This window comes from Nostoc sp. TCL240-02 (genome assembly GCF_013343235.1).
GTDB lineage: Bacteria > Cyanobacteriota > Cyanobacteriia > Cyanobacteriales > Nostocaceae > Nostoc.
In genome coordinates, this window is record NZ_CP040094.1 from 601,050 (window position 1) to 621,367 (window position 20,318).

A 20,318-nucleotide genomic window follows, 5' to 3' on the forward strand; every position below is an offset into this window, starting at 1 on the left:
CTTATGCCAGTCCCCGCCCTATGGTGATTACTCCTTAATTACGAATTATCAGGTCTTCTTATTCTGTCGATTTCTCGTTGTAATTCCTCAATTTGACGGCGCAAATTATCTGTTTCATTTGCGGAAGATTCTGCTGCAACATTTACTGAGCCAGAAGCAGGCGATCGCTGATAATTTCCTCGGCGAATTTGCTGGTATTCTTCAGATACTGCCCACGCTCGTAAATAATGCAGGCGTTCAACTGGGAAAGGATGGCTCAACATCGTACCTTGAGCGCCATTGTAAATCAAGAATTTATATATCTGATTTAGTCCATCTTCATCCAGTGCCTGATAATTTTCTGACTGCTTGATAAACTCTTGTAAACTACATTCATTGGCAAATTTTTTACTACCACCAGAGAGTTTCATCATCGTTGACATTACGGGATTCAAGTCATCCATTACCAGTAGTGCGGCGCGATCTGACGATAACTCGGCTTTGCGCCGCCATTCAAAAAAGGCGTAAATCAAGCCTTGGGTTACAAGATTACCGAGGCCAAAGGTCAATTCGCCCAAGGCGGAAGCAGCACTCATCGCCCACATCGCCATTTGAATTAAAATAGTATGACCACATTTAATATGCCCCAGTTCATGGGCTAGCACCGCCCGAATCTCAGCTTCGTCTAGTAAATCTAGTATCCCTGTATTTATGACTATGTAAGGGTTCTCTTGCCCCAGGGCATAGCTATTTGCTTGGGGATCTTGCGAGACAAACAGTGCAGGTTCTGGGTAAATGTCCAAATCTCGGACGCATTCCCGAAACATCTGGTAAATAGTGGAATACTGACGCGGCCCTACTTGGATGGTGTTACCCATTAGATAGACTAATTGAGGGCGTTCGTAGATAAATTCCACAAATTTACGAGCGATTAAATCAAATCCCGGTAAATTTCGTAAAGCTTGCTCGGCTTGGCGATCTAGTGGATGCCTGAAGGCTTCGCTGGAAATTCCTGTGTAAGTTGGCATAATTTAGGAAATTGGGAATTGGGAATTGGGAATTGGTCATTGGTCATTAGCAAAGGACAATTGACAAATGAGAAATGACTAATGACAAAGAACAAGATAATAGAAATGGGGCAATTGGAAGTAAAAATCACTTTGTATGGAATTAAAAGCGTGTGATTGAGGCAGAAGTTCATTTGTCACTACATAACTTTTTGCGATCGCAAGCGGGGTTCCCTTCCTGGCCCCATCATTTGACGATGGCACGGTTGGTAGCACGCGCCTTGCGCCTGGGACGTAGTGCCCTAATTCAAGTAGGAGCGGTTTGTGGCTATCAAGGCCGGTATCGCACTAGTTTTGTAGCATCAGCCCTAATGTGGCATGGCCCTGTAATTATTGTTGCTCAAGAACCAGTGCAGCAACTTCTGCTGCGGATAGAAATTCCCCGTCTACAGCAGTGGCTACCAGCCAATAAATCAATTAGAACAGGTGACGCTTGGCCTGGTGCTGAGTTCCAAGGGCTACTTTTAACCTCTCCAGAAGCTTGGTTAAGAGGACAATTTGCTGGTGGCGATCGCTTTCCCGAAGGCATCCCGACAATTATTGATGGGGTAGACGATCTCGAAGATTGGGTGCGCGATCAACTTACCCAAGATATTCAACCTCATGATTGGGATGAACTCATGCTGGCTTGTCCAAATCAAGCTGAGGCAATTAGCGAAGCACGGATACAACTAACACAAGAACTTTTTCAGCATCCTGTTAATCCATATCACTGCTATCTAATTTCCCAGCCAGAAATAGAGATTTTAAGCCGTCTTTATGCTGCTTTAGATCCAGCAAATCTCCCAGATACTTGGAAACATTTCTGGCAGCAATTACAAACCCTAGACGAAAATCTTTTCCCCCCTGCTTCCCCTGCTCCCCCTGCCTCCCCTGCCCCCCCTCCCCTCTTCTGGGCGACTATTGCCCATCGACAAGGTTTATTTTCTTTGCACTACGCCCCAATGGAATTAAGAGAAATTCTCTCACCCTTGTGGCAGCGACAACCAGTAGTTTTAATTGGCAGTGCCATAGAACCGGAAACAGAGGCTCCTCTTTTTCGACAACGCCTTGGTTTGGAAGATTTGACTTGTCTGAAGTTCTCCTCAGAGAGTCAAGCGGAAGCAATTCAACTTTATGTACCTTATAAATTGCCTCTACCTAACACGCCAGAATTTCAAGCGGCATTTATTCACAAAGTCCGCACGCTGGTTTGTCTAAGTGCTACAGCACCAGGATTAACGGTTGTGTTGGTGGGAGATGTCCCACTCAAGGCTCAAGTGGCGACAATTTTGGCTTCAGAGTTTGGTTCGCGGGTGCAGGTAGAAAAAACTTGTTTAGATGAAAATGGTATTTTGATTAGCGGTTGGGAATTTTGGCGAGAACATCAGCGAGTTTTGCCAGCACCTCATTTGTTAATTATTGCTACTTTACCTTTACCATCTTTAGAAAATCCGCTTGTAGCTGGTAGAGTGGCTCTTTATAAGCGATCACATCAAGATTGGTTTCGTTTATATTTATTGCCGACAGCCTTAAGTGAATTACAAAGAGCGCTCGCGCCAGTCAGAGAAAGTCAAGGCATTGTTGCTTTACTTGATAGTCGTGTAGTTAATCGTAGTTACGGCGCTCAAATTCTTACTGCCTTAAGTCCTCTCGCTCGCATTAACTATCTCGATCCCAGTCTATTTTCTAATACCGATGAGGAAAATTCTGCTTAAAGTCATTCTCATGCCCCATTCCCCATTCCCCATTCCCCAATTGTCTATAGCCATGATTCCTGGCAAGATAAATTTAGAACCTAAGTAAAAATTGAGTTGCTGATTATGGGTGAAGCAAAGCGTCGTAAAACCACACAAGGGGAAACATACGGTCAAGAGACTCGAATCTTGCCTTGGCTTCCCATCACAAAAATTCAAGGCGAACAATTTGTCAGTTGGACAACTCGTGGTGCTTGGATAGGCATTATCCTTATGGTTATAGGATGGGCAACTATCCGTTTTATCGGCCCAGCCTTCGGTTGGTGGCAAGTAGTTTACTAAATCCTACTTTTAATCTTCTCGCTCCAAGAAACCTTGAATCTTACTCCCCTTCCCTTGTAGGCTATCTATTAGTCTTATTTTTAAGTGAGTTGTAGTTTTGTTGATAAAGATCCGAGTAATGGATAGCCTGCAAGCAAGGAGGGCATTAAAAGGAGCCAGTACGGTCTTTTCCCAAAGGGAGAGGCTAGCACTAAGGCGTTTGCCCAAGTGAGCAACTGGCGTGAGGAGTGCAATGGCTTTGGGAATCATAACTATTACCCGCCGCACATGATTGCTACGAATTATGAATTAGCCCGATCGCAATAAACTTCACCAAAGCTATGATCGGCATGAATTTCAACCACTAGATCAACTACTGTTACATCTTTTACCAACGGCTTGATAAATAATTCCGGGTGAAGCGATCGCCAAAAATAATTGACAAATTGCTCTATCTCTGCATTGCTCATCCCTGACTTACCCGCAGCGATCATTTGCTGTTCTGCCTGTTTGCGCCACTCCAAAGAACAGCGATAATCGGTTGGATATAGCAAAATTAAGCTGTCCAATCGATCCCATAGTGGTAAATAATCGTGGAGGCGAAGATTCATATCACGAGCAAATGCTTTATCTTCATCTGTGACAATTGGCGGTGGTGCAGTATCAAATACATCTGGGTTAATTGGTCGCACACCCACAAACCAACCTTCAAATAGTACAATATCTATATCTGTAACCATTTCTGAAGTAGTGCGATCGCCAGCGCCTTTGTATGCAGATTTATCAAATCGGGGAACCATAACTGAACTTTGCGACTGACGAATCCGATCTAGTACATCTAAGCCTAAATCTACATCGTGGGTTCCTGGTGGGCCGCGCCAAATCAAGCGGGGATCTTGTTGTGTTAAAACCAAGCGATCGCTGTAAGTTTTATATAAGTCATCCAAAGATAAACTCAGAGTCCGGTATCCCAACTGATTCAGAATCAAACTGAGAACCTTAGACATTGTAGTTTTACCAGTGCCTTGTCCTCCTAATATTCCCTGAATCAGAGGGCGTTCTAACTGTTGGCGCTGCGATGCTAGTTTGATCCCCAAAGGCAGCCACAAGTCCCATAAAATCTGTAACATTTCCTTGGGTTCGATTTGGAGGGTAGTTTGGCAGAATTGGCTAAAAGCTGGGAAGACAGATTTTAGTAAATGCGTTCGAAAAGCGATCGCTTCATCGACATTTTCCGGCACAATCCCAAAAGCTTTAGCTCTTAACTTATCTGCTAGTGCTACTTCTCTTGCTTGCTGCTGCCAAGTTTCGGTTACAGTTTCTGAAATTAAAATTTCACCCAGCCACAAACTCATAATTTCCCCTTATACCCCTCTGTCCCCCTGCCCCACTTCGGCTACGCTCAGTGACCACCTGCCCTTTGCCTGTTCTCACGATCCCAACTTAAAGGCTTCGAGAAACAGGCTGTAGGTGAAACCAACTTTGAGGAGATTTAGAGAGTCTACCAAGAGCGATCGCTTGCTAAAAAAGCTCTGACTGTAAAATATCCTACTGGTAACTTCCGTTAACACTACTAAAAAACCAGCTACCACAATATCTAATTCTGCCCGTTGACCAGCTGTAGTGGAAACTGCGTTTCCCAGAAAAAAACCAAACAAAAAACTAATTATCAGCAACGATAATCGCCGCCAAGGATTTAAAAACCATTGCCTCAAGCGTGTAGCAATGGCATCCAACAAGTTATTCAGACGAGTGTTTTGCATCAGGTAGACTTCTGGGAAAAAGTCAAGATATCTTGAAATATCTTTATATTATTAAAAAATATATTGGTTGTAGCCTAAGCTTATTTGTTAATATTATAGATATATGCTGGGTTTCCAGCGTTAATTGAAATTTCCACATCTTATCATCTTTAAGGAAGCACAGGCGGTTTCAAGGCTGCTTGTTCTAACCCAAGATGAAATATATTTATCATTTGGGCTGGCAAAAGACACTTTGTTGTCTCTGCTAGTGTTTTCACGATATTTTCACTTTTTTATACAAATACATTGGCTGGTTCGGTATATAATTTTCTTTTTTTATCCAAGCCTACGGTCAATACACAAAGCAATTAGTGTCTGTAACTGTTGTTTTTCAGGCATCAATGAAATAATTTCCTCCAAATATTTTCTAAGCAAAATGATACTTATAATACATTGATGTGTTTAATCTGAATAAAATCTATCTTAAGCTACTTTTCATAATTGTCTTTCGTGATAATAGGCTACTATTTGGTCAAGCCTAGACAAAATATTTATTTCTAAAAACTATCAATATGAAATCTTTAGTGTATCGTAACGTGGGTGTTACAGCTTGTTGCTTGGGACTGCTTGTTTCTCTGGTGGGATGCTTTGGAGTGAGTGTATCCTTTGAGTCCACAAACCCAGATACATCTTCACAACTGCCAAGTGAAACTCAAGAGTGGGAGACAACTTTATCTAAACCTGTTTCACCTGAAAAAGGTATTTCCGCTAATCTATCTACTCCAAGCAATCAAGTAGAACATAGTAATAAAGAGAATACTTATCCTGTCTTAGCAGAGCGTGATAAATCAGCTAGCATTGCTAAGAATCAAGGGACTTTGCGGATGAGCAATCAAACAAATCAACCTGTACGCCTAGCTCTACTGGCGCGACAGTCGGTAGCAAAAGGCTCTGGTACTAAACAGGCTAACTACGATGTACCGGCACATTGGGATTTTGCTCCTCAAGAAGGCAGTGAGAAGGGACTGGTTCTATCCCTACCTCAAAATAATTTGAAGCTGGAGAAGGGAGATATTCTAGTTGCCTTCGCACAAGATGGCTCCCGTCGTTATTGGGGCCCCTATGTTGTCGGTGAAACTCAATTACCTAAATGGAATTCCCAAAACAGAGAATGGCAACTAGTGCTGAGTCCATAATCTATAGCAATCAGAATTGATTTTCTGTTTGAAAATGTGCTTATTAAGAGTTATGAAAAACTACAACCTGTAGGAGCAATTTATGTATTGTCCCTACGTTAATCAAGTACAGCTTCACATAGAATCGGTATGAAGATTGCTAAATAGTTACCATAGAGAAATTCTGCATTTAGCCTTGTAGATTGACTTTTGTTTCATTTATTTTTACTATTAAACCCCATTATGGTATATGGCTAGAATAAATACGCTCATCTGATGTTGCTAATAAATAGAGCAATAGGGGCAATCTCGGAAAAACGACTTATTAAGCGTGCTCATTACATTGTTTGAAGTTATGTAGCCTTTTGATTACGGCCTATCAAACACTGCGGTAAACTATGCGTTGATTATGATTCTTTCGCAGAGAAGAACACTCGAAAGGAGCCGTTTTTTCAATGTCTCATTCCGTCAAAATCTACGATACCTGCATTGGTTGCACCCAATGCGTCCGCGCTTGCCCTACTGATGTACTTGAGATGGTTCCTTGGGATGGCTGTAAAGCTGCTCAAATTGCCTCTTCACCCCGTACAGAAGACTGCGTGGGCTGTAAGCGCTGCGAAACCGCTTGTCCCACCGACTTTTTGAGCATCCGGGTTTACCTGGGCGCTGAAACAACTCGCAGTATGGGTCTGGCTTACTAAAAAGCTGGTGCCGAGTGCTGAGTGCTGAGACAAAAAGAAGTAAATCAAAAAAGCTAATTTCTTGATTCTTCACTCAGAACTCGGAACTCGGAACTTAAGACTTTGAAGTGTGTCAATATCAAGCACCTTTAGCATCGTAGAGTGGACACTACCTGCTTTACGAAATTTTAATTTTAGATTGGGGATAAAAATCTCTGGGTACTTAAATCCTAGAAGCGTATTTGTACTGTCAGGTCAAAAGCTGACTGTGAATCTGCTTTAAAAGCCCAAAATCCATAACAATACCTAGTGGTAGAGGGAGTAATATTACTCCCTTTTTTCTTTGCAAAACGTCGAGTTTGTGCCAAACACTATACTGGATTTAATCATCCTGAAAAAAAGTGGTGTGAACAATGTGCGGAATTGTTGGATATATAGGCACTCAAGCGGCGACAGACATTTTATTGGCTGGGCTGGAAAAACTAGAGTACAGGGGCTACGATTCTGCTGGAATCGCCACTGTTTGGGAAGGTGAGGTGAATTGTGTGCGGGCAAAGGGCAAACTGCATAACCTGCGTTCTAAGCTAGAACAAATAGAAGCCCCCGCCCAGATTGGTATTGGTCATACTCGTTGGGCAACTCATGGTAAGCCAGAAGAATACAACGCCCATCCCCATTTAGATACGGCAAAGCGAGTGGCGGTGGTGCAAAATGGCATTATTGAAAATTACCGCGACTTACGCGAAGAACTCAAAGCAAAAGGACACCAGTTTGTTTCTGAAACTGATACTGAAGTAATTCCACATCTCATAGCCGAATTTTTAAAGAATATTCCCCCCTCATCTTCCTCTTCTCCCTTCTTGGAGGCAATTCGCCAAGCCGTTAACCACTTGCAAGGGGCATTTGCGATCGCAGTTATTTCTGCGCACTACCCCGATGAATTGATTGTTGTTCGCCAACAAGCACCCTTAGTAATTGGTTTTGGGCAAGGAGAGTTATTTTGTGCCTCTGACACCCCTGCGATCGTTGCCTACACCCGTGCGGTACTACCTTTAGAAAATGGCGAAATTGCCCGTCTCACTCCTTTAGGCGTTGAGATTTACAATTTTGCTGGCGATAGGTTGAAAAAACAACCCCGACTGCTTAACTACAATCCTGCAATGGTAGAAAAGCAGGGATTCAAACACTTCATGCTCAAAGAAATTCATGAGCAACCAGGAGTAGTAAGAGCTAGTTTAGACGCTTACTTTAATCCAGCCGAATCTACCGAATCGCCAATCAATCTTGGTTTACCTGGAGATTTATACACCGATTTAGAACAAATTCAGATCCTTGCCTGTGGTACTAGTTGGCACGCAGCATTAATCGGAAAATATTTAATCGAACAATTAGCAGGAATTTCCACTCAAGTACATTATGCTTCTGAATATCGTTATGCACCATCACCCGTGACGGCTAACACGTTGATTATCGGTGTTACCCAATCAGGTGAAACAGCCGATACCCTAGCAGCTTTGGCGATGGAAAAAGAACGTCGCCAAGGGAAAGAACCTAAATATCAAGCGCGACTACTGGGTATTACTAATCGCCCCGAAAGCAGCCTTGGTCATCTAGTGCCGCATGTCATCAGTACCTTAGCAGGAATTGAAATTGGGGTAGCGGCGACAAAAACTTTTACCGCCCAACTGATGGCGTTTTATGCTTTGGCATTGGATTTAGCTGCTCGTCGTCAGACTGTTTCAAAAGACACATTAGATAAAATTATTAATGGGTTGCGACAGATTCCTAAAGAAATTGAAGCAACTTTGGAAAGTCAGGAACGTTTAACTGAACAGCTAGCCCACGAATTTGCCGAAACCCAAGATTTCATTTTTGTGGGAAGAGGAATTAACTTTCCCATTGCTTTAGAAGGGGCGTTGAAATTAAAAGAAATCAGCTACATTCACGCCGAAGGGTATCCGGCTGGAGAGATGAAACATGGTCCGATCGCGCTTTTAGATGCGAAAGTACCAGTAGTGGCGATCGCAACTCCTGGTAGTGTATACGAAAAAGTTATTTCTAATGCTCAAGAAGCCAAAGCCAGAGATTCTCGGTTAATTGGCGTAACTCCCGTCAACGATGGCGAAGCCGCGGAAATCTTTAACGATCTTCTTCCCATCTCTCATGTGGAAGAGTTAATTTCTCCGATTCTGACAGTAGTTCCACTGCAATTATTGGCTTATCATATTGCCGCCCGTCGCGGTTTGGATGTCGATCAGCCTCGGAATTTGGCCAAATCTGTAACGGTGGAATAGTTTATTAATAGAGGTAGTAGCGTTTAAACGCTACTACATGATTTTTTGAGGTAGTCTTCAAAAAAATCCTTTATTTAAAAGTAGCGCGATGACACAAACAACTACAGAGCGTCTATACTCTTTTGAAGAATATCTCGTTTATGACGATGGTACTGATAGCCGCTATGAACTGGTGGATGGAAAACTAGAACTCATGAATCCACCAACTTTTAGACATTTACTGTTGGCTAAATTCCTTGAACAGACGTTTGACACAGAAATTAATCGCTTGAGTTTACCTTGGCTATGCTTTAGAGAGGCGGGGGTAAGAACGGGATGGCGTAAGTCAAGATTGCCTGATGTTTATGTTGTCACGGCTGAACAGGTGATGGAATTCCTTGATGAGTCTGCTGTTTGTCAGTCTGCGCCGATGTTAGTAGTGGAAGTTATCAGTCCTGATTCAGTGAAACGCGATTATCGGTATAAACGTTCTGAATATGCAGCGTTAGAGATTCCTGAATATTGGATTGTAGATCCAATAGAGTCAAAAATTACGATTTTATTGTTGTCAGAGGGATTATACGAGGAAAAAGAGTTTAGCGGGAGTCACCAAATTGTGTCTGCAACCTTCCCGGAAATTGCGCTTACAGTTGAACAAGTTTTAGCTGCGGGTAATGTTGGTTAGAAAATAGGATGCTTAGGTTGGGCTGCGCCTACGCAATACTTAGTAGTGTTTACGCAAAAGTTATTTTAGTCAATCAGCCAAGAAATTCAACAAGTGAAAATATTACATCATCTCACGATAGCCGTTCGCGCTAGCGTCTCTAAAGGAGAAGGCTTATACTTCGCTTATCGCCATCGCTTCTGCTAGTGCTGACAACAGCATCAAACTCTGGGATGCGGCTACTGGTAACCAAATCACCACTCTCAATGGGCATAGCGATGCGGTCAATAGCGTAGCATTTAGCCCCGATGGCAAGACCATCGCTTCTGCTAGTTCTGACAATACCGTCAAACTCTGGGATGCGGCTACAGGTAAACAAATCACCACCCTCAACGGGCATAGCGATACGGTCTGGAGCGTAGCATTTAGCCCCGATAGCAAGATCATCGCTTCTGCTAGTTCTGACAATACCGTCAAACTCTGGAAGATGTACCCAAATAACCTAGAAGATTTAATCGTCTACAGTTGCAATAAGCTACGTGGTTATTTACAATCAAATCCCAATGTGAGCGATAAGCACCTCTGCGATGGCATTGGTACAAAGAGCAATTAGAATGTTCCCTTCGACTCCGCTCAGGGAACGCGCCTTCTGAATTTTCATTCATCATCCTTGTAAAACTTGAACAGGAGTCAACTTTAGGTCAGCAAATACCAGTAAAGCGATCGCCCCAAAATCCCAAAAGTGCGATGGCTACGCCCGCACTTCGACAAAGCTCAATGACCACCGCAGGCATCGCAGTACCAGTAATTGATTTCTTTAAGCAAAACGTTCCCTAAACAAAACGTTCCCTGAGCGAAGTCGAAGGGAACACTTTGCTTAGGGAACACTTTTTTAACTAGAAAGCGATCGCGCAAATCAATGTTATGGCTTATATGTACATTCTTGAATGTGCTGATGGTAGTTACTACACGGGTAGTACAAAGGATCTTGAGCGGCGGCTGTGGCAACATCAACAAGGTGAGGGCGCAAACCATACGGCAAAACGATTGCCTGTGAAGCTAGTTTTCTGCGAGTATTATCAGTGCGTAGTGGATGCTTTTGAGCGTGAGAAGCAAGTGCAAGGTTGGAATCGAAAAAAGAAGCAAGCTCTGATTTCAGGGGATACAAATTTGTTGCATAAGTTAGCTGAATGTCAAAATGAAACTCATTACAGTAGATTAACTCGCTTCGACACTTAAACACTTCGTTCAGGATACCCTTCGACTTACTTCGACTACGCCCTTCTCTACGAGAGGCTGCGCCAACGGCTACGCTCAGGACAAGCTCAGTACAAGTCGCTCAGGGTACTTTTCGACTTCGCTCAGTTTACCTTCCCTGTAGCAGCTTCCGCCTTCCTTGCAGCAACTTCCGTTTTCACGTTTCCGTGTTTTGCGTAGCCTGGAGCAACTTCCGCGATCATTGCAGCAACTTCCATCTTCACGTTTCCGTGTTTCGCGTAACCTGGAGCAACTTCCGCGATCGTTGCAGCAACTTCCATCTTCACGTTTCCGTGTTTCGCGTAGCCTGGAGCAACTTCCGCGATCGTTGCAGCAACTTCCGTCTTCACGTTTCCGTGTTTTACGTAGCTTGTAGTAACTTCTGCTTTGACTGAGGTTTTTTCTCAAAAATCAACAATTTTACGTATGACAACCTTTTCCAAAATTGTCCACTATAGAGTTATCAGTAAATTGGAAAATGAGTATTAAATATGGCGAGACTAAAACGCAACTCACGTACTCTTGGCAAAGCTGAAGTACGTTTAGCAAGCATTAAATCAATAAGTCCAACTCTTGATGTTGGAGAGGGATTAACAGTCAAAGATTATACTGAAAAAATCGCAAGCCTGAGAAAATCTCTAGAAGCATACAACACCACTCTCTCTACTATTGATGTCTTACGAACCCAAATCATTGAAAATGAACAAGATTTAGCAGACTATTCTGAAAAAATCTTAAGTGGGATTGCTTATAGGTTTGGTAATAATAGCCATGAGTATCAGATGGCTGGAGGGACTCGGAAAAGCGATCGCAAGCGTGCTGTGCGTCAAAGCTTAGTTTTACCGAAGTAAGCGCGATTAAAGGCGATCTATGCGATCGCCAGAAATTACTGATTTAGCTTAAAAACTATTTTTAATTAGGAACATACAAAGACACAAACAAAAGAATACATAATTAAAGTTCATCTGTGGTTTTTTGCCTTAAGTCTCATGAATCGCCAGCTAGCTATTGAAGAACCGATATTTTCTCATCTACCAGTGTTACCGCAAGAAGTAATTGCAGGTCTAGCGATATCTCCCGGAGGTCATTATCTTGATACGACGGTAGGCGGTGGAGGTCACAGCCGTTTAATTTTAGCAGCTGCACCAGATGTAAAATTAACGGCAATTGATCAAGATGAGGATGCTTTAGCAGCAGCGAGGAAAGAATTAGCAGAGTTTGGCGATCGCGTACAATTTATTTACAGCAATTTTGCTGACTACGAATTTCCCCCTAATACTTTCAATGGTATTCTCGCCGATTTAGGGGTAAGTTCTTACCATTTAGACCAAGCAGAACGGGGTTTCAGCTTTCGCCAAGCTGCAAATTTAGATATGCGAATGGATCGAGGGCGATCGCTAACTGCTGCTGATGTGATTAATAATTGGGATGAAGCAGAATTAGCTGATATTTTCTTTAAGTACGGTGAAGAGAGATTATCGCGGCGCATTGCTCGTCGGATTGTAGAACGGCGACCGTTGCACACAACCACAGAATTGGCTGATGCGATCGCTTCTTCAGTTCCCCCCAAATACCGTTATGGGAGAATTCATCCCGCTACCCGCGTTTTTCAAGCTCTGCGAATTGTCGTCAATGACGAGTTAAAATCTCTAGAAACCTTTTTAGATAAAGCACCAAATGCCCTTGTCCCTGGTGGCAAAATTGCCATTATCAGTTTTCATAGTTTGGAAGATCGCCCGGTGAAGCATGGTTTAAGAAATTCACCTTTATTAAAAGTTTTGACAAAAAAACCAATTATTGCACGAGACGAGGAAATTAGTCAGAATCCGCGATCGCGATCGGCCAAACTCAGGGTAGCCGAAAGAGTTCTGAATATTGAATAAGGGGGATGAGTGGATAAAGAGGCAGGGGAGCAGGGGAGGTAGGGGGACAAGGGGGACAAGGGGGAATTATTGAATAAGTCTCTCCCTTGTCTTCCCCCTCTACCTTGTCTCTTCTTCATGCCCAATGCCCACTTGCCCTGAGCGGAGCCGAAGGGATGCCCAATTCCCAATTCTCAATTCCCAATTCCCTAAAACAACAATCTGCTAATCTAGCGTTGTTGAAGAGTTGAAAAATAATAGATGGAAATTAGTAATCTGTTTACAGCAGGTGGCATAGTTATGTGGCCTCTGCTGGCATTCTCTTTGTTAGGTGTGGCGCTGATTATCGAGCGGATCATCTTTTGGGTAAGAATAAATAATCGCCAAAATAAGGTAGTGCGAGAGGTGTTACAGTTTTATCGCCTTGATAATGTAGTTAGTGCTTTAGATAAGTTGCAAAAGAATGCTGATTTACCCATTGCCCGAATTTTTTTAGCAGCTTTAGAATTAGAAGAGCCGACACCAGAGGAATTTCGTTTGGCATTAGAAAGTGAAGCACAAGCCGAAATTCCCTTACTTAAGCGATCGCAAAACATTTTTGAGACAATTATTGGTCTTGCGCCGTTGTTGGGACTTCTCGGCACTGTCTTAGGATTAATTAACTCCTTTGCCTCTCTAAATCTTGGAGATGTGGGAGGTACTAAAACAACAGGTGTCACATCTGGGATTAGTGAAGCTTTAGTATCCACAGCATCAGGATTAGTAGTAGCAATCTTTACACTATTATTTGCTAATACTTTCCGGGGACTCTATCAGCGCCAGATAGCTTGGATTCAAGAATATGGTGGACAGTTAGAATTACTCTACCGCCGTCGCTACGAAAGAGGCGATAAATCCCATGCACCTACCAGATGAAGCGAAACTGGATAATTGTAAATTAGCAATCGGTAATTGGGATTAGTTTACTACTTGTTACCAATTTTGCTCTGCAATTTTTGACTCTATATAGTGTTCTAAAATAACAAATAGCTTTTTCGCTACACTTTTTGAGGGAATATTCCATGACTATTTGGGTAAATGAGCAAATTGATCCGTCTGGGATGATTCATGCCTGTATTGCTACTTGTAATGAATCTCAAGCTAAAGAGTGTCATGATTCCTTCCAGAATAATTTGACCGAGAAGCAAAAGGCAGCAGGTTGGATAGCGCAATTGCGGACAGTTAATTCTTGGGATGAAGTGCCGGTGAATTCTTTAAAACTCAATTAATTGGGTGAGATGGAGTTAATTTTTTGGGGTTTTAATCGAACGGATTTCAGGAGCGTAGGCGTAGCCAGCTAGATGCATCGCTTGTCTACACTTATGCTAATGCCTACAGGGATCGCAGCAAATCCCATAAACACAGGTTAATAAAGGATAAAATTCGGATTAAAATTCTAAAATTATTAGCAAATGCTTCTAAAAAAAGTAACATGAAAAAGGAAAATGATGATTTTTCTGAACTTTTAAGAGCTATCATCTATACCGTAGATTAAATTTAAAAACTTGTATAAGTCAAATCAATTTAGTGAACTATCCCAAGGTTTACACTTCGGAGCAAGCCTGTCCTATTAATTTAGTTGGCGAAACGGGACAAGCGGTTCAAATTTCAATTCATGCTCCCAGTCAATATATCTGTGCCAACTGCGAACGGATATTACCAGATTGGAAACGGCAGCCATTTTTAAGAGTAGTGATTGTCTTACAGCGATCGCGTTATCAATTAGTCAAAAAGACGGCAGAAGTAGAGACAGAGAAAGAACGCTTACGAGAAAAGTTTATGCGATTTGGCTGTGATTTAGCATTTAATCTGCGCGATCGCGGCTATTTAACAGACTTAATCGACCCTCGTACAGGCTACCCTTTACTGTCTCATCCCGGAGCAATTCCCCACGACGACACAGCAGTTGTCAAAGCTTTACTTAATTATCCAGTGATTAAAAATCAATGCCGTGTACTAGTGCATCCTGAATGGGGTGCAGCAGTTTATCCTAGCATTTTGATATCAGAAGCTCCGCCAATTTTGATCGAATGGGTTGCAAAAGGTATAGCATCCATGCATGGGTGGAAAGAAATTGATCGTTAATTGGGAATTGGGAATTGCGAATTGGTTATTTGTCCCTCATATCTTTATGTATGTTAGAAATGGGTATGTAAGGACGCATAGTAACACCTGTGTCTCCAGATAACTTCTTCCAGAAAACTAGGACTGTTGAAGCTTCTAATAGTGCGGCTTGCTACTTCCCTCTCATGAGTGAAACTACTTATAGAAAAAGGGAACGGGGAACTGCTAAAAAGAAATAAAAGTGTACTGAGTTTTTTTCAGAAATCAAATATGAGTCCTAATAGCTAATCAAATTGACAAATAGACTTTGGTTTTACAGGACAATTTTTGGGTGCAAGCGAGTTATTCTTAATATTAAGAAAAGTCAATTTTGTCAGAGCGGATAAAGGCTTGATATTGCTGATTTCATTTGAGTTAAGGGAGAGTTCAGTCAAATTAGTCAGAGCAGATAAAGGCTTGACATCGCTAATTTTATTTGATTCAAGAGAGAGAAAAGTCAATTTTGTCAGAGCGGATAAAGGCTTGATATCGCTGATTTCATTTGAGTTAAGGTAGAGATAAGTCAAATTAGTCAGAGTGGACAAAGGCTTAATATTGCTGATTTGATTCTCGCGCAGGGAGAGAGAAGTTAAATTAGTCAAAGCAGACAAATGCTTGATATCGCGGATTTCATTTGAGCGGAGAGAAAGAGCAGTCAAATGAGTCAGAGTGGACAAAGGTTTGATATCGGTGATTTCATTTGTCCCGAGGTCGATAGAAGTCAAATTAGTCAGAGCAGACAAAGGTTTGATATTACTGATTTCATTTATGCCAAGGTCAAGAGAAGTCAATTTTGTCAGAGCAGACAAAGGCTTGATATCGCTGATTTTATTTGAGTGGAGGGAGAGAGAAGTCAATTTTGTCAGAGTAGATAAAGGCTTGATCTCGCTAATTTCATTGAAATTGAGGTCTATAGAAGTCAAATTAGTTAGAGCAGACAAATGCTTGATATCACTAATTTTATTTGAGCCGAGGTCAAGAGAAGTCAATTTTGTCAGAGCAGACAAAGGCTTGATATCACTGATTTTATTTGAGTTGAGGTTAAGAGAAGTCAAATTAGTCAGTTTTTGGTTAGCCTGCTTGCAGTTTTGAGTTTGGGCTTTTTCTAAAAGAACTTCAACAGTATGTTTTGTCTGTGAAGGTAAAGTTGATTTCTGCTCACACCAATCTGTAAAGCTTTTGGGAGTTGTCAGAGGAGCAGCAATAGCCTGTGTGGTGTAAAATCCCAAAGTAAAAGTGTATATTGTGGTGATGCTAAATGTAAGTTTCATCGCATGAAATTATACTTTTAATGTATGCAATTACACTATACATAGATTATTTAAAGCTTGGTATAAAAAACTAGCTATTTTTCGGTCGTCGCAATTTCTGAGAACCAATTGGGCCGAGGATTTGGTTTAGGCTACGCAACTGTTCTGCTGTACCCATACCGATTAGCCGATCGCCCGGCATTAACACCGTATCGCCTGTGGGGCCACCAATTAAAGTCCCATCAGCGCGGCGAATTGCCAGAACTAATGCCCCAGATTGCGATCGCAATCTCGCTTTTTGCAAACTCTGACCCACAAAAGGACAAAAAGCCGGGTCGAGTAAAAATTCTTCCATATATAACTGACGGTCTGCACCTGTCAGAATCCCGTCTACAAAATCTAACACTTGGGGTCTGAGTGCCGCAGCAGCCATGCGCTTCCCACCAGTAATATAGGGGGATATCACTTCATCTGCACCACCGCGTCGTAACTTCTGTAAAGCTTCTTCTGTACTTGCGCGGGCAATCACCCGAATTCCTGAGTTCAGTGTTTTGGCTGATAAAACTATATATAAATTTTCGGCATCGGAAGGTAGGGCTGCAACAATACACATCGCCCGTTCAATACCAACTTTCAGAAGCGTATCATCTAGGGTAGCATCACCTTGGAATGCTGTATAACCTTCTGCTTGCGCCCTTTGCACAGATTCCATATCAGCATCAATCACTACAAAAGGTACGCCTTCTGCCTGAAATTCCTTAGCAATTTGACGACCAGTACGGCTAAATCCACAAATGATGTAGTGTTCTGACAGGGATTCCATTAACCGCCTCTGTTGCTGTAGCCGAATTCCTTCTTGAAAGTAGCCTTGAATGATCGCTTCTGTAAATCTGTTGACAATGTAACCGATATTAACCACACCCAACAAAATCAGGGCAATCGTAAACAATCGTCCTCGGCTACCTAGTGGATGAGTCTCACCGTATCCCACAGTCGCTAGAGTGATGACTGTCATGTAAGCCGCATCTTCCCATGCCCAGCCCTCCACTAATGAGTACCACGAAGTGCCAATAAGGAAAACACCGCCAAGAGCGATCGCCCCGGCCATTAACTCCTTTTGGATACGTTGATATTTTTGCTCAAGTGTTGAAAATGAAGTAACAATAGTACTTTTAACCTACTTTTTCTAGTTTTCTGCTAACTTTTTAGTATATTTAAACTCAGTTTGACTTTGAGGATTAACTGATGACTCAAGCCCTACAAAGAAAACTAGTTACGTTTGAAGAATTTATCACTAAATACCCTGATAACTCAAATAAACGCTACGAATTGCACGATGGAGTAGTAATTGAGATATCACCACCGATAGGCGACCATCAGGAGATTATTTTATTTTTAATTGAGAGATTTATTTTAGAATATACCCGACTGAAGCTGTCTTATGGCTGTTCCAAAACAGCATTCGTAAAACCATCTGAAAGTGAATCTGCTTATTTACCAGATGTGTTGTTGTTAAACCGCCCCAACCTAGTAAATGAACCTTTGTGGAAAAAAGAATCCACTCTTACTCAAGCAGAGTCAATTCCTTTGGTAGTTGAGGTCGTAAGTACAAACTGGAGAGATGATTATTTTACAAAATTGGGTCGTTATCAAGAAATCGGCATTCCTGAATATTGGATTGTAGACTATGCAGCACTGGGAGGCAGACGATTTATAGGCAACCCCAAACAGCCGACAATATCGATTTATTCACTAGTTGAGGGTGAATACCAACTCGACCTATTTCGTGGAAGCCAATCCATCCAATCACCCACTTTCCCAGAATTGGATTTAACGGCAGAGCAGATATTTAATGCTGGTAATATTTAAACGGCATTTTTTGAACCGATCAAAATACCTGAAAGTCTTGTCCGTACTTGAATACGTCGATTTTATTTAATGCTTTTTTTAATTAAAGCCACACTTCATACTTCATTCTGTAGCAAAAAATGAAGTATGAAATGTGAGCTATAAACGTTAACTTAAAAAGAAGTACGAGTTGTGCTGGATAAAAAGTAATTTTTAAGGATTTCTAGCAAACTAGTAAATAACTATATAATGAAAAACTTTCAGGAGGAGCGGTAGTGAGCCTACAAACTCTCGTTGACCAAGCCACCATCCCCCCAGATTCAGGGTCTGTAGCATCTAGTCCCTTTGATGCAGATAGCTTTAATGAAGCTGTCATGTCTACCTACGGTCGGTTTCCCTTAGCCTTAGAACGGGGTGCTGGATGCCGGGTTTGGGATACACAGGGACGAGAATATCTGGACTTTGTAGCGGGAATTGCCACTTGTACTTTGGGACACGCCCACCCAGTTATGGTAGAAGCGGTAACACGCCAAATCCAAAAGCTGCATCACGTCTCTAATTTGTACTATATTCCCGAACAAGGTGAATTGGCAAAATGGCTTGTTGAACATTCTTGTGCCGATCGCGTATTTTTCTGCAACTCTGGGGCTGAAGCCAACGAAGCCGCTATTAAGCTGGCGCGGAAATATGCTCACACAGTATTAGAAATTGAAAAACCAATTATTCTAACCGCCAATGCGAGTTTCCACGGCCGGACTTTGGCGACTATTACCGCTACAGGACAACCGAAGTATCAAAAGTATTTTGATCCTTTGGTTCCTGGATTCCACTACGTAAATTACAACGATATTAACGCTGTGGAAGTGGCGATTAGCGAGTTAGATGAAGGCGATTATCGAGTAGCAGCAATTCTGATTGAGCCATTGCAGGGAGAAGGCGGTGTGCGTCCAGGAGATGTTGCCTATTTCAAAAAGCTGCGGAAAATTTGCGATGAAACTGGCATTTTATTGATTTTTGATGAAGTGCAAGTTGGTATGGGACGCAGTGGCAAATTATGGGCTTACGAACATCTTGGCGTTGAACCGGATATCTTCACCAGTGCCAAAGGCTTAGGTGGCGGTATTCCCATTGGTGCAATGATGAGTAAGAAATTCTGCGATGTTTTTCAACCAGGGGAACACGCCAGCACCTTTGGCGGCAATCCTTTTGTGTGTGGTGTAGCACTCAGTGTTTGCCAGACATTGGAACGGGAAAATATTTTGCAGAATGTTCAAGACAGGGGCGAACAGTTGCGAACTGGATTAAAAGCGATCGCAGCTAAATATCCTCAGTACATTGGCGAAGTTCGGGGTTGGGGTTTAATCAACGGTTTGGAGTTGCGAGCCGATATTCAACTAACCGCAGCCGATGTCGTCAATGCTGCCATCAACGAAGGTGTATTGCTTGTACCAGCCGGGCCAAAAGTAGTTCGATTTGTACCACCGTTAATTGTCACAGAAGCAGAAGTAAATACTGCCTTGCAAGCTGTGGAAAATGCGATGTCTAACGACAAGCCGTAGGGCGGCTACGCAAATCTTACCAAATAGAATATTGTTTGTGTAGAGACGTTGTAATGCAACGTCTCTTTTCATTCTGGAGAAATTTCCCGATAAGCTTGCCGACACTGTTCATAATTGTCTGGCAAAATCTCGGCATTACCAAAACATAATTGTTCGTGAGTAGTAATTAAAGTTTCGTAAGGCTGTATGGGAGTCACAGCCGATCGCAGCAATTGCAGATATTCTCCATCTGTACGGCTGAGTTTGTGGGGTGCGATCGCTTTTTGATGCAACTGCTGCAACATTGCTAAATAAATACAACGGCAAGCCTCACGGTAGTTACCTTGACGATAAAATTCTTGCGATCGCTCCAACAAAAGCGCTATGGATGACTCACTAGAGCGAGTTTTTGCACGAAAATTAGTCAGATTGCCACTTCTATTCAGCCAAGAATATACATAAGGGCTGAATTCCCGCCATAATTGCCAACCCACCCAAACTACAAATAAGCCAATTACCAGCCAAAACAGAAATTTTAGCAATTCACCAAGCCAAGGGCTGATTGACCATCCATTAGGCAATTCGGGTAAAGTTTTCTCAAAGCGGTAAAACTGGTATTCCCACCATTCTCCCGCTTGTTGTTGAAATTGGGAAAGCTGCCAACTCCAGCTAGTTTTTTCAAAAGTATCTGTAGGCATAGGGGGAAGGGGGAGTGGAGAGCAGGGGGCAGGGGAGCAGGGGAAGTGCGGGGATGAGGGAGCAGGGGGAGCAGGGGGACAGGGGGACAAGGGGGAATTATTGAATAAGTCTCTCCCTTGTCTCTTCTTCATGCTCAATGCCCACT

The 20,318-nt window shown here is 42.4% G+C and carries 22 protein-coding genes; 15 read left to right on the forward strand and 7 right to left on the reverse strand.

The features are described from left to right. Window positions 1-38 precede the first annotated feature (38 nt). On the reverse strand, window positions 39-1,007 hold the full coding sequence (locus FBB35_RS02680; RefSeq protein ID WP_174708363.1) for a M48 family metallopeptidase: 969 nt from the start codon (window positions 1,005-1,007) through the stop codon (window positions 39-41). Between the two features lie 152 nt (window positions 1,008-1,159). Between FBB35_RS02680 and FBB35_RS02685 the strand changes: the two genes are divergently transcribed. Together FBB35_RS02685 and FBB35_RS02690 are read left to right on the forward strand one after the other, a co-directional pair. Then, the gene (locus FBB35_RS02685) at window positions 1,160-2,743 is read left to right on the forward strand and encodes an ATP-dependent DNA helicase (RefSeq protein ID WP_174708364.1); all 1,584 of its coding nucleotides are present in this window, start codon (window positions 1,160-1,162) and stop codon (window positions 2,741-2,743) included. Window positions 2,744-2,848: 105 nt separating this feature from the next. Beyond that, the gene (locus FBB35_RS02690) at window positions 2,849-3,064 is read left to right on the forward strand and encodes a DUF2839 domain-containing protein (protein WP_114081445.1); all 216 of its coding nucleotides are present in this window, start codon (window positions 2,849-2,851) and stop codon (window positions 3,062-3,064) included. A gap of 281 nt (window positions 3,065-3,345) precedes the next feature. Here FBB35_RS02690 and FBB35_RS02695 read toward each other — a convergent pair whose 3' ends face one another. After that, a complete protein-coding gene (locus FBB35_RS02695; protein ID WP_174708365.1) occupies window positions 3,346-4,398 on the reverse strand; it encodes a glycerate kinase in 1,053 nt (350 codons plus the stop codon). Between the two features lie 75 nt (window positions 4,399-4,473). Further along, a complete protein-coding gene (locus tag FBB35_RS02700; RefSeq protein WP_174708366.1) occupies window positions 4,474-4,806 on the reverse strand; it encodes a DUF565 domain-containing protein in 333 nt (110 codons plus the stop codon). Window positions 4,807-5,357: 551 nt separating this feature from the next. Between FBB35_RS02700 and FBB35_RS02705 the strand changes: the two genes are divergently transcribed. From FBB35_RS02705 to FBB35_RS02730, 6 genes are all read left to right on the forward strand, one after another. Beyond that, the gene (locus FBB35_RS02705; RefSeq protein ID WP_174708367.1) at window positions 5,358-5,981 is read left to right on the forward strand and encodes a hypothetical protein; all 624 of its coding nucleotides are present in this window, start codon (window positions 5,358-5,360) and stop codon (window positions 5,979-5,981) included. Between the two features lie 434 nt (window positions 5,982-6,415). Then, on the forward strand, window positions 6,416-6,661 hold the full coding sequence (gene psaC, locus FBB35_RS02710) for a photosystem I iron-sulfur center protein PsaC (RefSeq protein ID WP_015175986.1): 246 nt from the start codon (window positions 6,416-6,418) through the stop codon (window positions 6,659-6,661). Between the two features lie 392 nt (window positions 6,662-7,053). Further along, window positions 7,054-8,934, forward strand: a complete 1,881-nt coding sequence (gene glmS, locus FBB35_RS02715; protein WP_174708368.1) for a glutamine--fructose-6-phosphate transaminase (isomerizing) — start codon at window positions 7,054-7,056, stop codon at window positions 8,932-8,934. Between the two features lie 88 nt (window positions 8,935-9,022). Then, entirely contained in the window at window positions 9,023-9,598 is a 576-nt protein-coding gene (locus FBB35_RS02720; RefSeq protein WP_174708369.1) for a Uma2 family endonuclease, read from the forward strand. Window positions 9,599-9,797: 199 nt separating this feature from the next. Then, complete coding sequence (locus FBB35_RS02725) at window positions 9,798-10,190, forward strand: WD40 repeat domain-containing protein (RefSeq protein ID WP_254625967.1); 393 nt, start codon at window positions 9,798-9,800, stop codon at window positions 10,188-10,190. Between the two features lie 311 nt (window positions 10,191-10,501). Further along, a complete protein-coding gene (locus FBB35_RS02730) occupies window positions 10,502-10,816 on the forward strand; it encodes a GIY-YIG nuclease family protein (RefSeq protein WP_174708370.1) in 315 nt (104 codons plus the stop codon). Window positions 10,817-10,938: 122 nt separating this feature from the next. Here the strand turns inward: FBB35_RS02730 and FBB35_RS02735 are convergent, their stop codons facing one another. Beyond that, entirely contained in the window at window positions 10,939-11,184 is a 246-nt protein-coding gene (locus tag FBB35_RS02735; RefSeq protein ID WP_174708371.1) for a hypothetical protein, read from the reverse strand. Window positions 11,185-11,325: 141 nt separating this feature from the next. Between FBB35_RS02735 and FBB35_RS02740 the strand changes: the two genes are divergently transcribed. The 5 genes from FBB35_RS02740 to FBB35_RS02760 all read left to right on the forward strand — a co-directional run bounded on the left by FBB35_RS02740 (window position 11,326) and on the right by FBB35_RS02760 (window position 14,820). Then, entirely contained in the window at window positions 11,326-11,685 is a 360-nt protein-coding gene (locus tag FBB35_RS02740) for a hypothetical protein (protein ID WP_174708372.1), read from the forward strand. Between the two features lie 138 nt (window positions 11,686-11,823). Continuing rightward, complete coding sequence (gene rsmH, locus FBB35_RS02745) at window positions 11,824-12,717, forward strand: 16S rRNA (cytosine(1402)-N(4))-methyltransferase RsmH (RefSeq protein WP_174708373.1); 894 nt, start codon at window positions 11,824-11,826, stop codon at window positions 12,715-12,717. A 240-nt stretch (window positions 12,718-12,957) separates the two neighbouring features. Next, window positions 12,958-13,611, forward strand: coding sequence for a MotA/TolQ/ExbB proton channel family protein (locus FBB35_RS02750; protein ID WP_174708374.1), 654 nt, complete (start codon window positions 12,958-12,960; stop codon window positions 13,609-13,611). A 146-nt stretch (window positions 13,612-13,757) separates the two neighbouring features. Continuing rightward, complete coding sequence (locus tag FBB35_RS02755; protein WP_174708375.1) at window positions 13,758-13,964, forward strand: glycogen debranching protein; 207 nt, start codon at window positions 13,758-13,760, stop codon at window positions 13,962-13,964. 298 nt (window positions 13,965-14,262) lie between these two features. Next, the gene (locus FBB35_RS02760; protein ID WP_174708376.1) at window positions 14,263-14,820 is read left to right on the forward strand and encodes a methylmalonic aciduria and homocystinuria type D protein; all 558 of its coding nucleotides are present in this window, start codon (window positions 14,263-14,265) and stop codon (window positions 14,818-14,820) included. A gap of 263 nt (window positions 14,821-15,083) precedes the next feature. Here FBB35_RS02760 and FBB35_RS02765 read toward each other — a convergent pair whose 3' ends face one another. Further along, a complete protein-coding gene (locus FBB35_RS02765; RefSeq protein ID WP_174708377.1) occupies window positions 15,084-16,109 on the reverse strand; it encodes a leucine-rich repeat domain-containing protein in 1,026 nt (341 codons plus the stop codon). 70 nt (window positions 16,110-16,179) lie between these two features. Then, window positions 16,180-17,196 (reverse strand): TrkA family potassium uptake protein, encoded by a 1,017-nt coding sequence (locus FBB35_RS02770; RefSeq protein ID WP_174708378.1) that lies wholly within the window; start codon window positions 17,194-17,196, stop codon window positions 16,180-16,182. Between the two features lie 137 nt (window positions 17,197-17,333). On the opposite strand from FBB35_RS02770, the gene FBB35_RS02775 reads away from it, so the two are divergent. Next, window positions 17,334-17,957: a Uma2 family endonuclease gene (locus FBB35_RS02775; RefSeq protein WP_174708379.1), complete on the forward strand. Its 624-nt coding sequence runs from the start codon at window positions 17,334-17,336 to the stop codon at window positions 17,955-17,957. A 254-nt stretch (window positions 17,958-18,211) separates the two neighbouring features. Next, on the forward strand, window positions 18,212-19,495 hold the full coding sequence (locus FBB35_RS02780) for an aspartate aminotransferase family protein (RefSeq protein WP_174708380.1): 1,284 nt from the start codon (window positions 18,212-18,214) through the stop codon (window positions 19,493-19,495). 68 nt (window positions 19,496-19,563) lie between these two features. On the opposite strand, the gene FBB35_RS02785 is transcribed toward FBB35_RS02780, so the two are convergent. After that, window positions 19,564-20,172, reverse strand: coding sequence for a DUF4129 domain-containing protein (locus tag FBB35_RS02785; RefSeq protein ID WP_174708381.1), 609 nt, complete (start codon window positions 20,170-20,172; stop codon window positions 19,564-19,566). Between the last annotated feature and the right edge of the window lie 146 nt (window positions 20,173-20,318).

Coding starts and splice junctions, on each gene's coding strand:
- FBB35_RS02770 (WP_174708378.1), bottom strand. CDS start 17,196: ATGGCCGGGGCGATCGCTCTTGGCGGTGTTTTCCTTATTGGCACTTCG.
- FBB35_RS02785 (WP_174708381.1), bottom strand. CDS start 20,172: ATGCCTACAGATACTTTTGAAAAAACTAGCTGGAGTTGGCAGCTTTCC.
- FBB35_RS02700 (WP_174708366.1), bottom strand. CDS start 4,806: ATGCAAAACACTCGTCTGAATAACTTGTTGGATGCCATTGCTACACGC.
- FBB35_RS02765 (WP_174708377.1), bottom strand. CDS start 16,109: ATGAAACTTACATTTAGCATCACCACAATATACACTTTTACTTTGGGA.
- FBB35_RS02705 (WP_174708367.1), top strand. CDS start 5,358: ATGAAATCTTTAGTGTATCGTAACGTGGGTGTTACAGCTTGTTGCTTG.
- FBB35_RS02680 (WP_174708363.1), bottom strand. CDS start 1,007: ATGCCAACTTACACAGGAATTTCCAGCGAAGCCTTCAGGCATCCACTA.
- FBB35_RS02695 (WP_174708365.1), bottom strand. CDS start 4,398: ATGAGTTTGTGGCTGGGTGAAATTTTAATTTCAGAAACTGTAACCGAA.
- FBB35_RS02730 (WP_174708370.1), top strand. CDS start 10,502: ATGGCTTATATGTACATTCTTGAATGTGCTGATGGTAGTTACTACACG.
- psaC (WP_015175986.1), top strand. CDS start 6,416: ATGTCTCATTCCGTCAAAATCTACGATACCTGCATTGGTTGCACCCAA.
- FBB35_RS02690 (WP_114081445.1), top strand. CDS start 2,849: ATGGGTGAAGCAAAGCGTCGTAAAACCACACAAGGGGAAACATACGGT.
- FBB35_RS02750 (WP_174708374.1), top strand. CDS start 12,958: ATGGAAATTAGTAATCTGTTTACAGCAGGTGGCATAGTTATGTGGCCT.
- glmS (WP_174708368.1), top strand. CDS start 7,054: ATGTGCGGAATTGTTGGATATATAGGCACTCAAGCGGCGACAGACATT.
- FBB35_RS02775 (WP_174708379.1), top strand. CDS start 17,334: ATGACTCAAGCCCTACAAAGAAAACTAGTTACGTTTGAAGAATTTATC.
- FBB35_RS02755 (WP_174708375.1), top strand. CDS start 13,758: ATGACTATTTGGGTAAATGAGCAAATTGATCCGTCTGGGATGATTCAT.
- FBB35_RS02720 (WP_174708369.1), top strand. CDS start 9,023: ATGACACAAACAACTACAGAGCGTCTATACTCTTTTGAAGAATATCTC.
- rsmH (WP_174708373.1), top strand. CDS start 11,824: ATGAATCGCCAGCTAGCTATTGAAGAACCGATATTTTCTCATCTACCA.
- FBB35_RS02740 (WP_174708372.1), top strand. CDS start 11,326: ATGGCGAGACTAAAACGCAACTCACGTACTCTTGGCAAAGCTGAAGTA.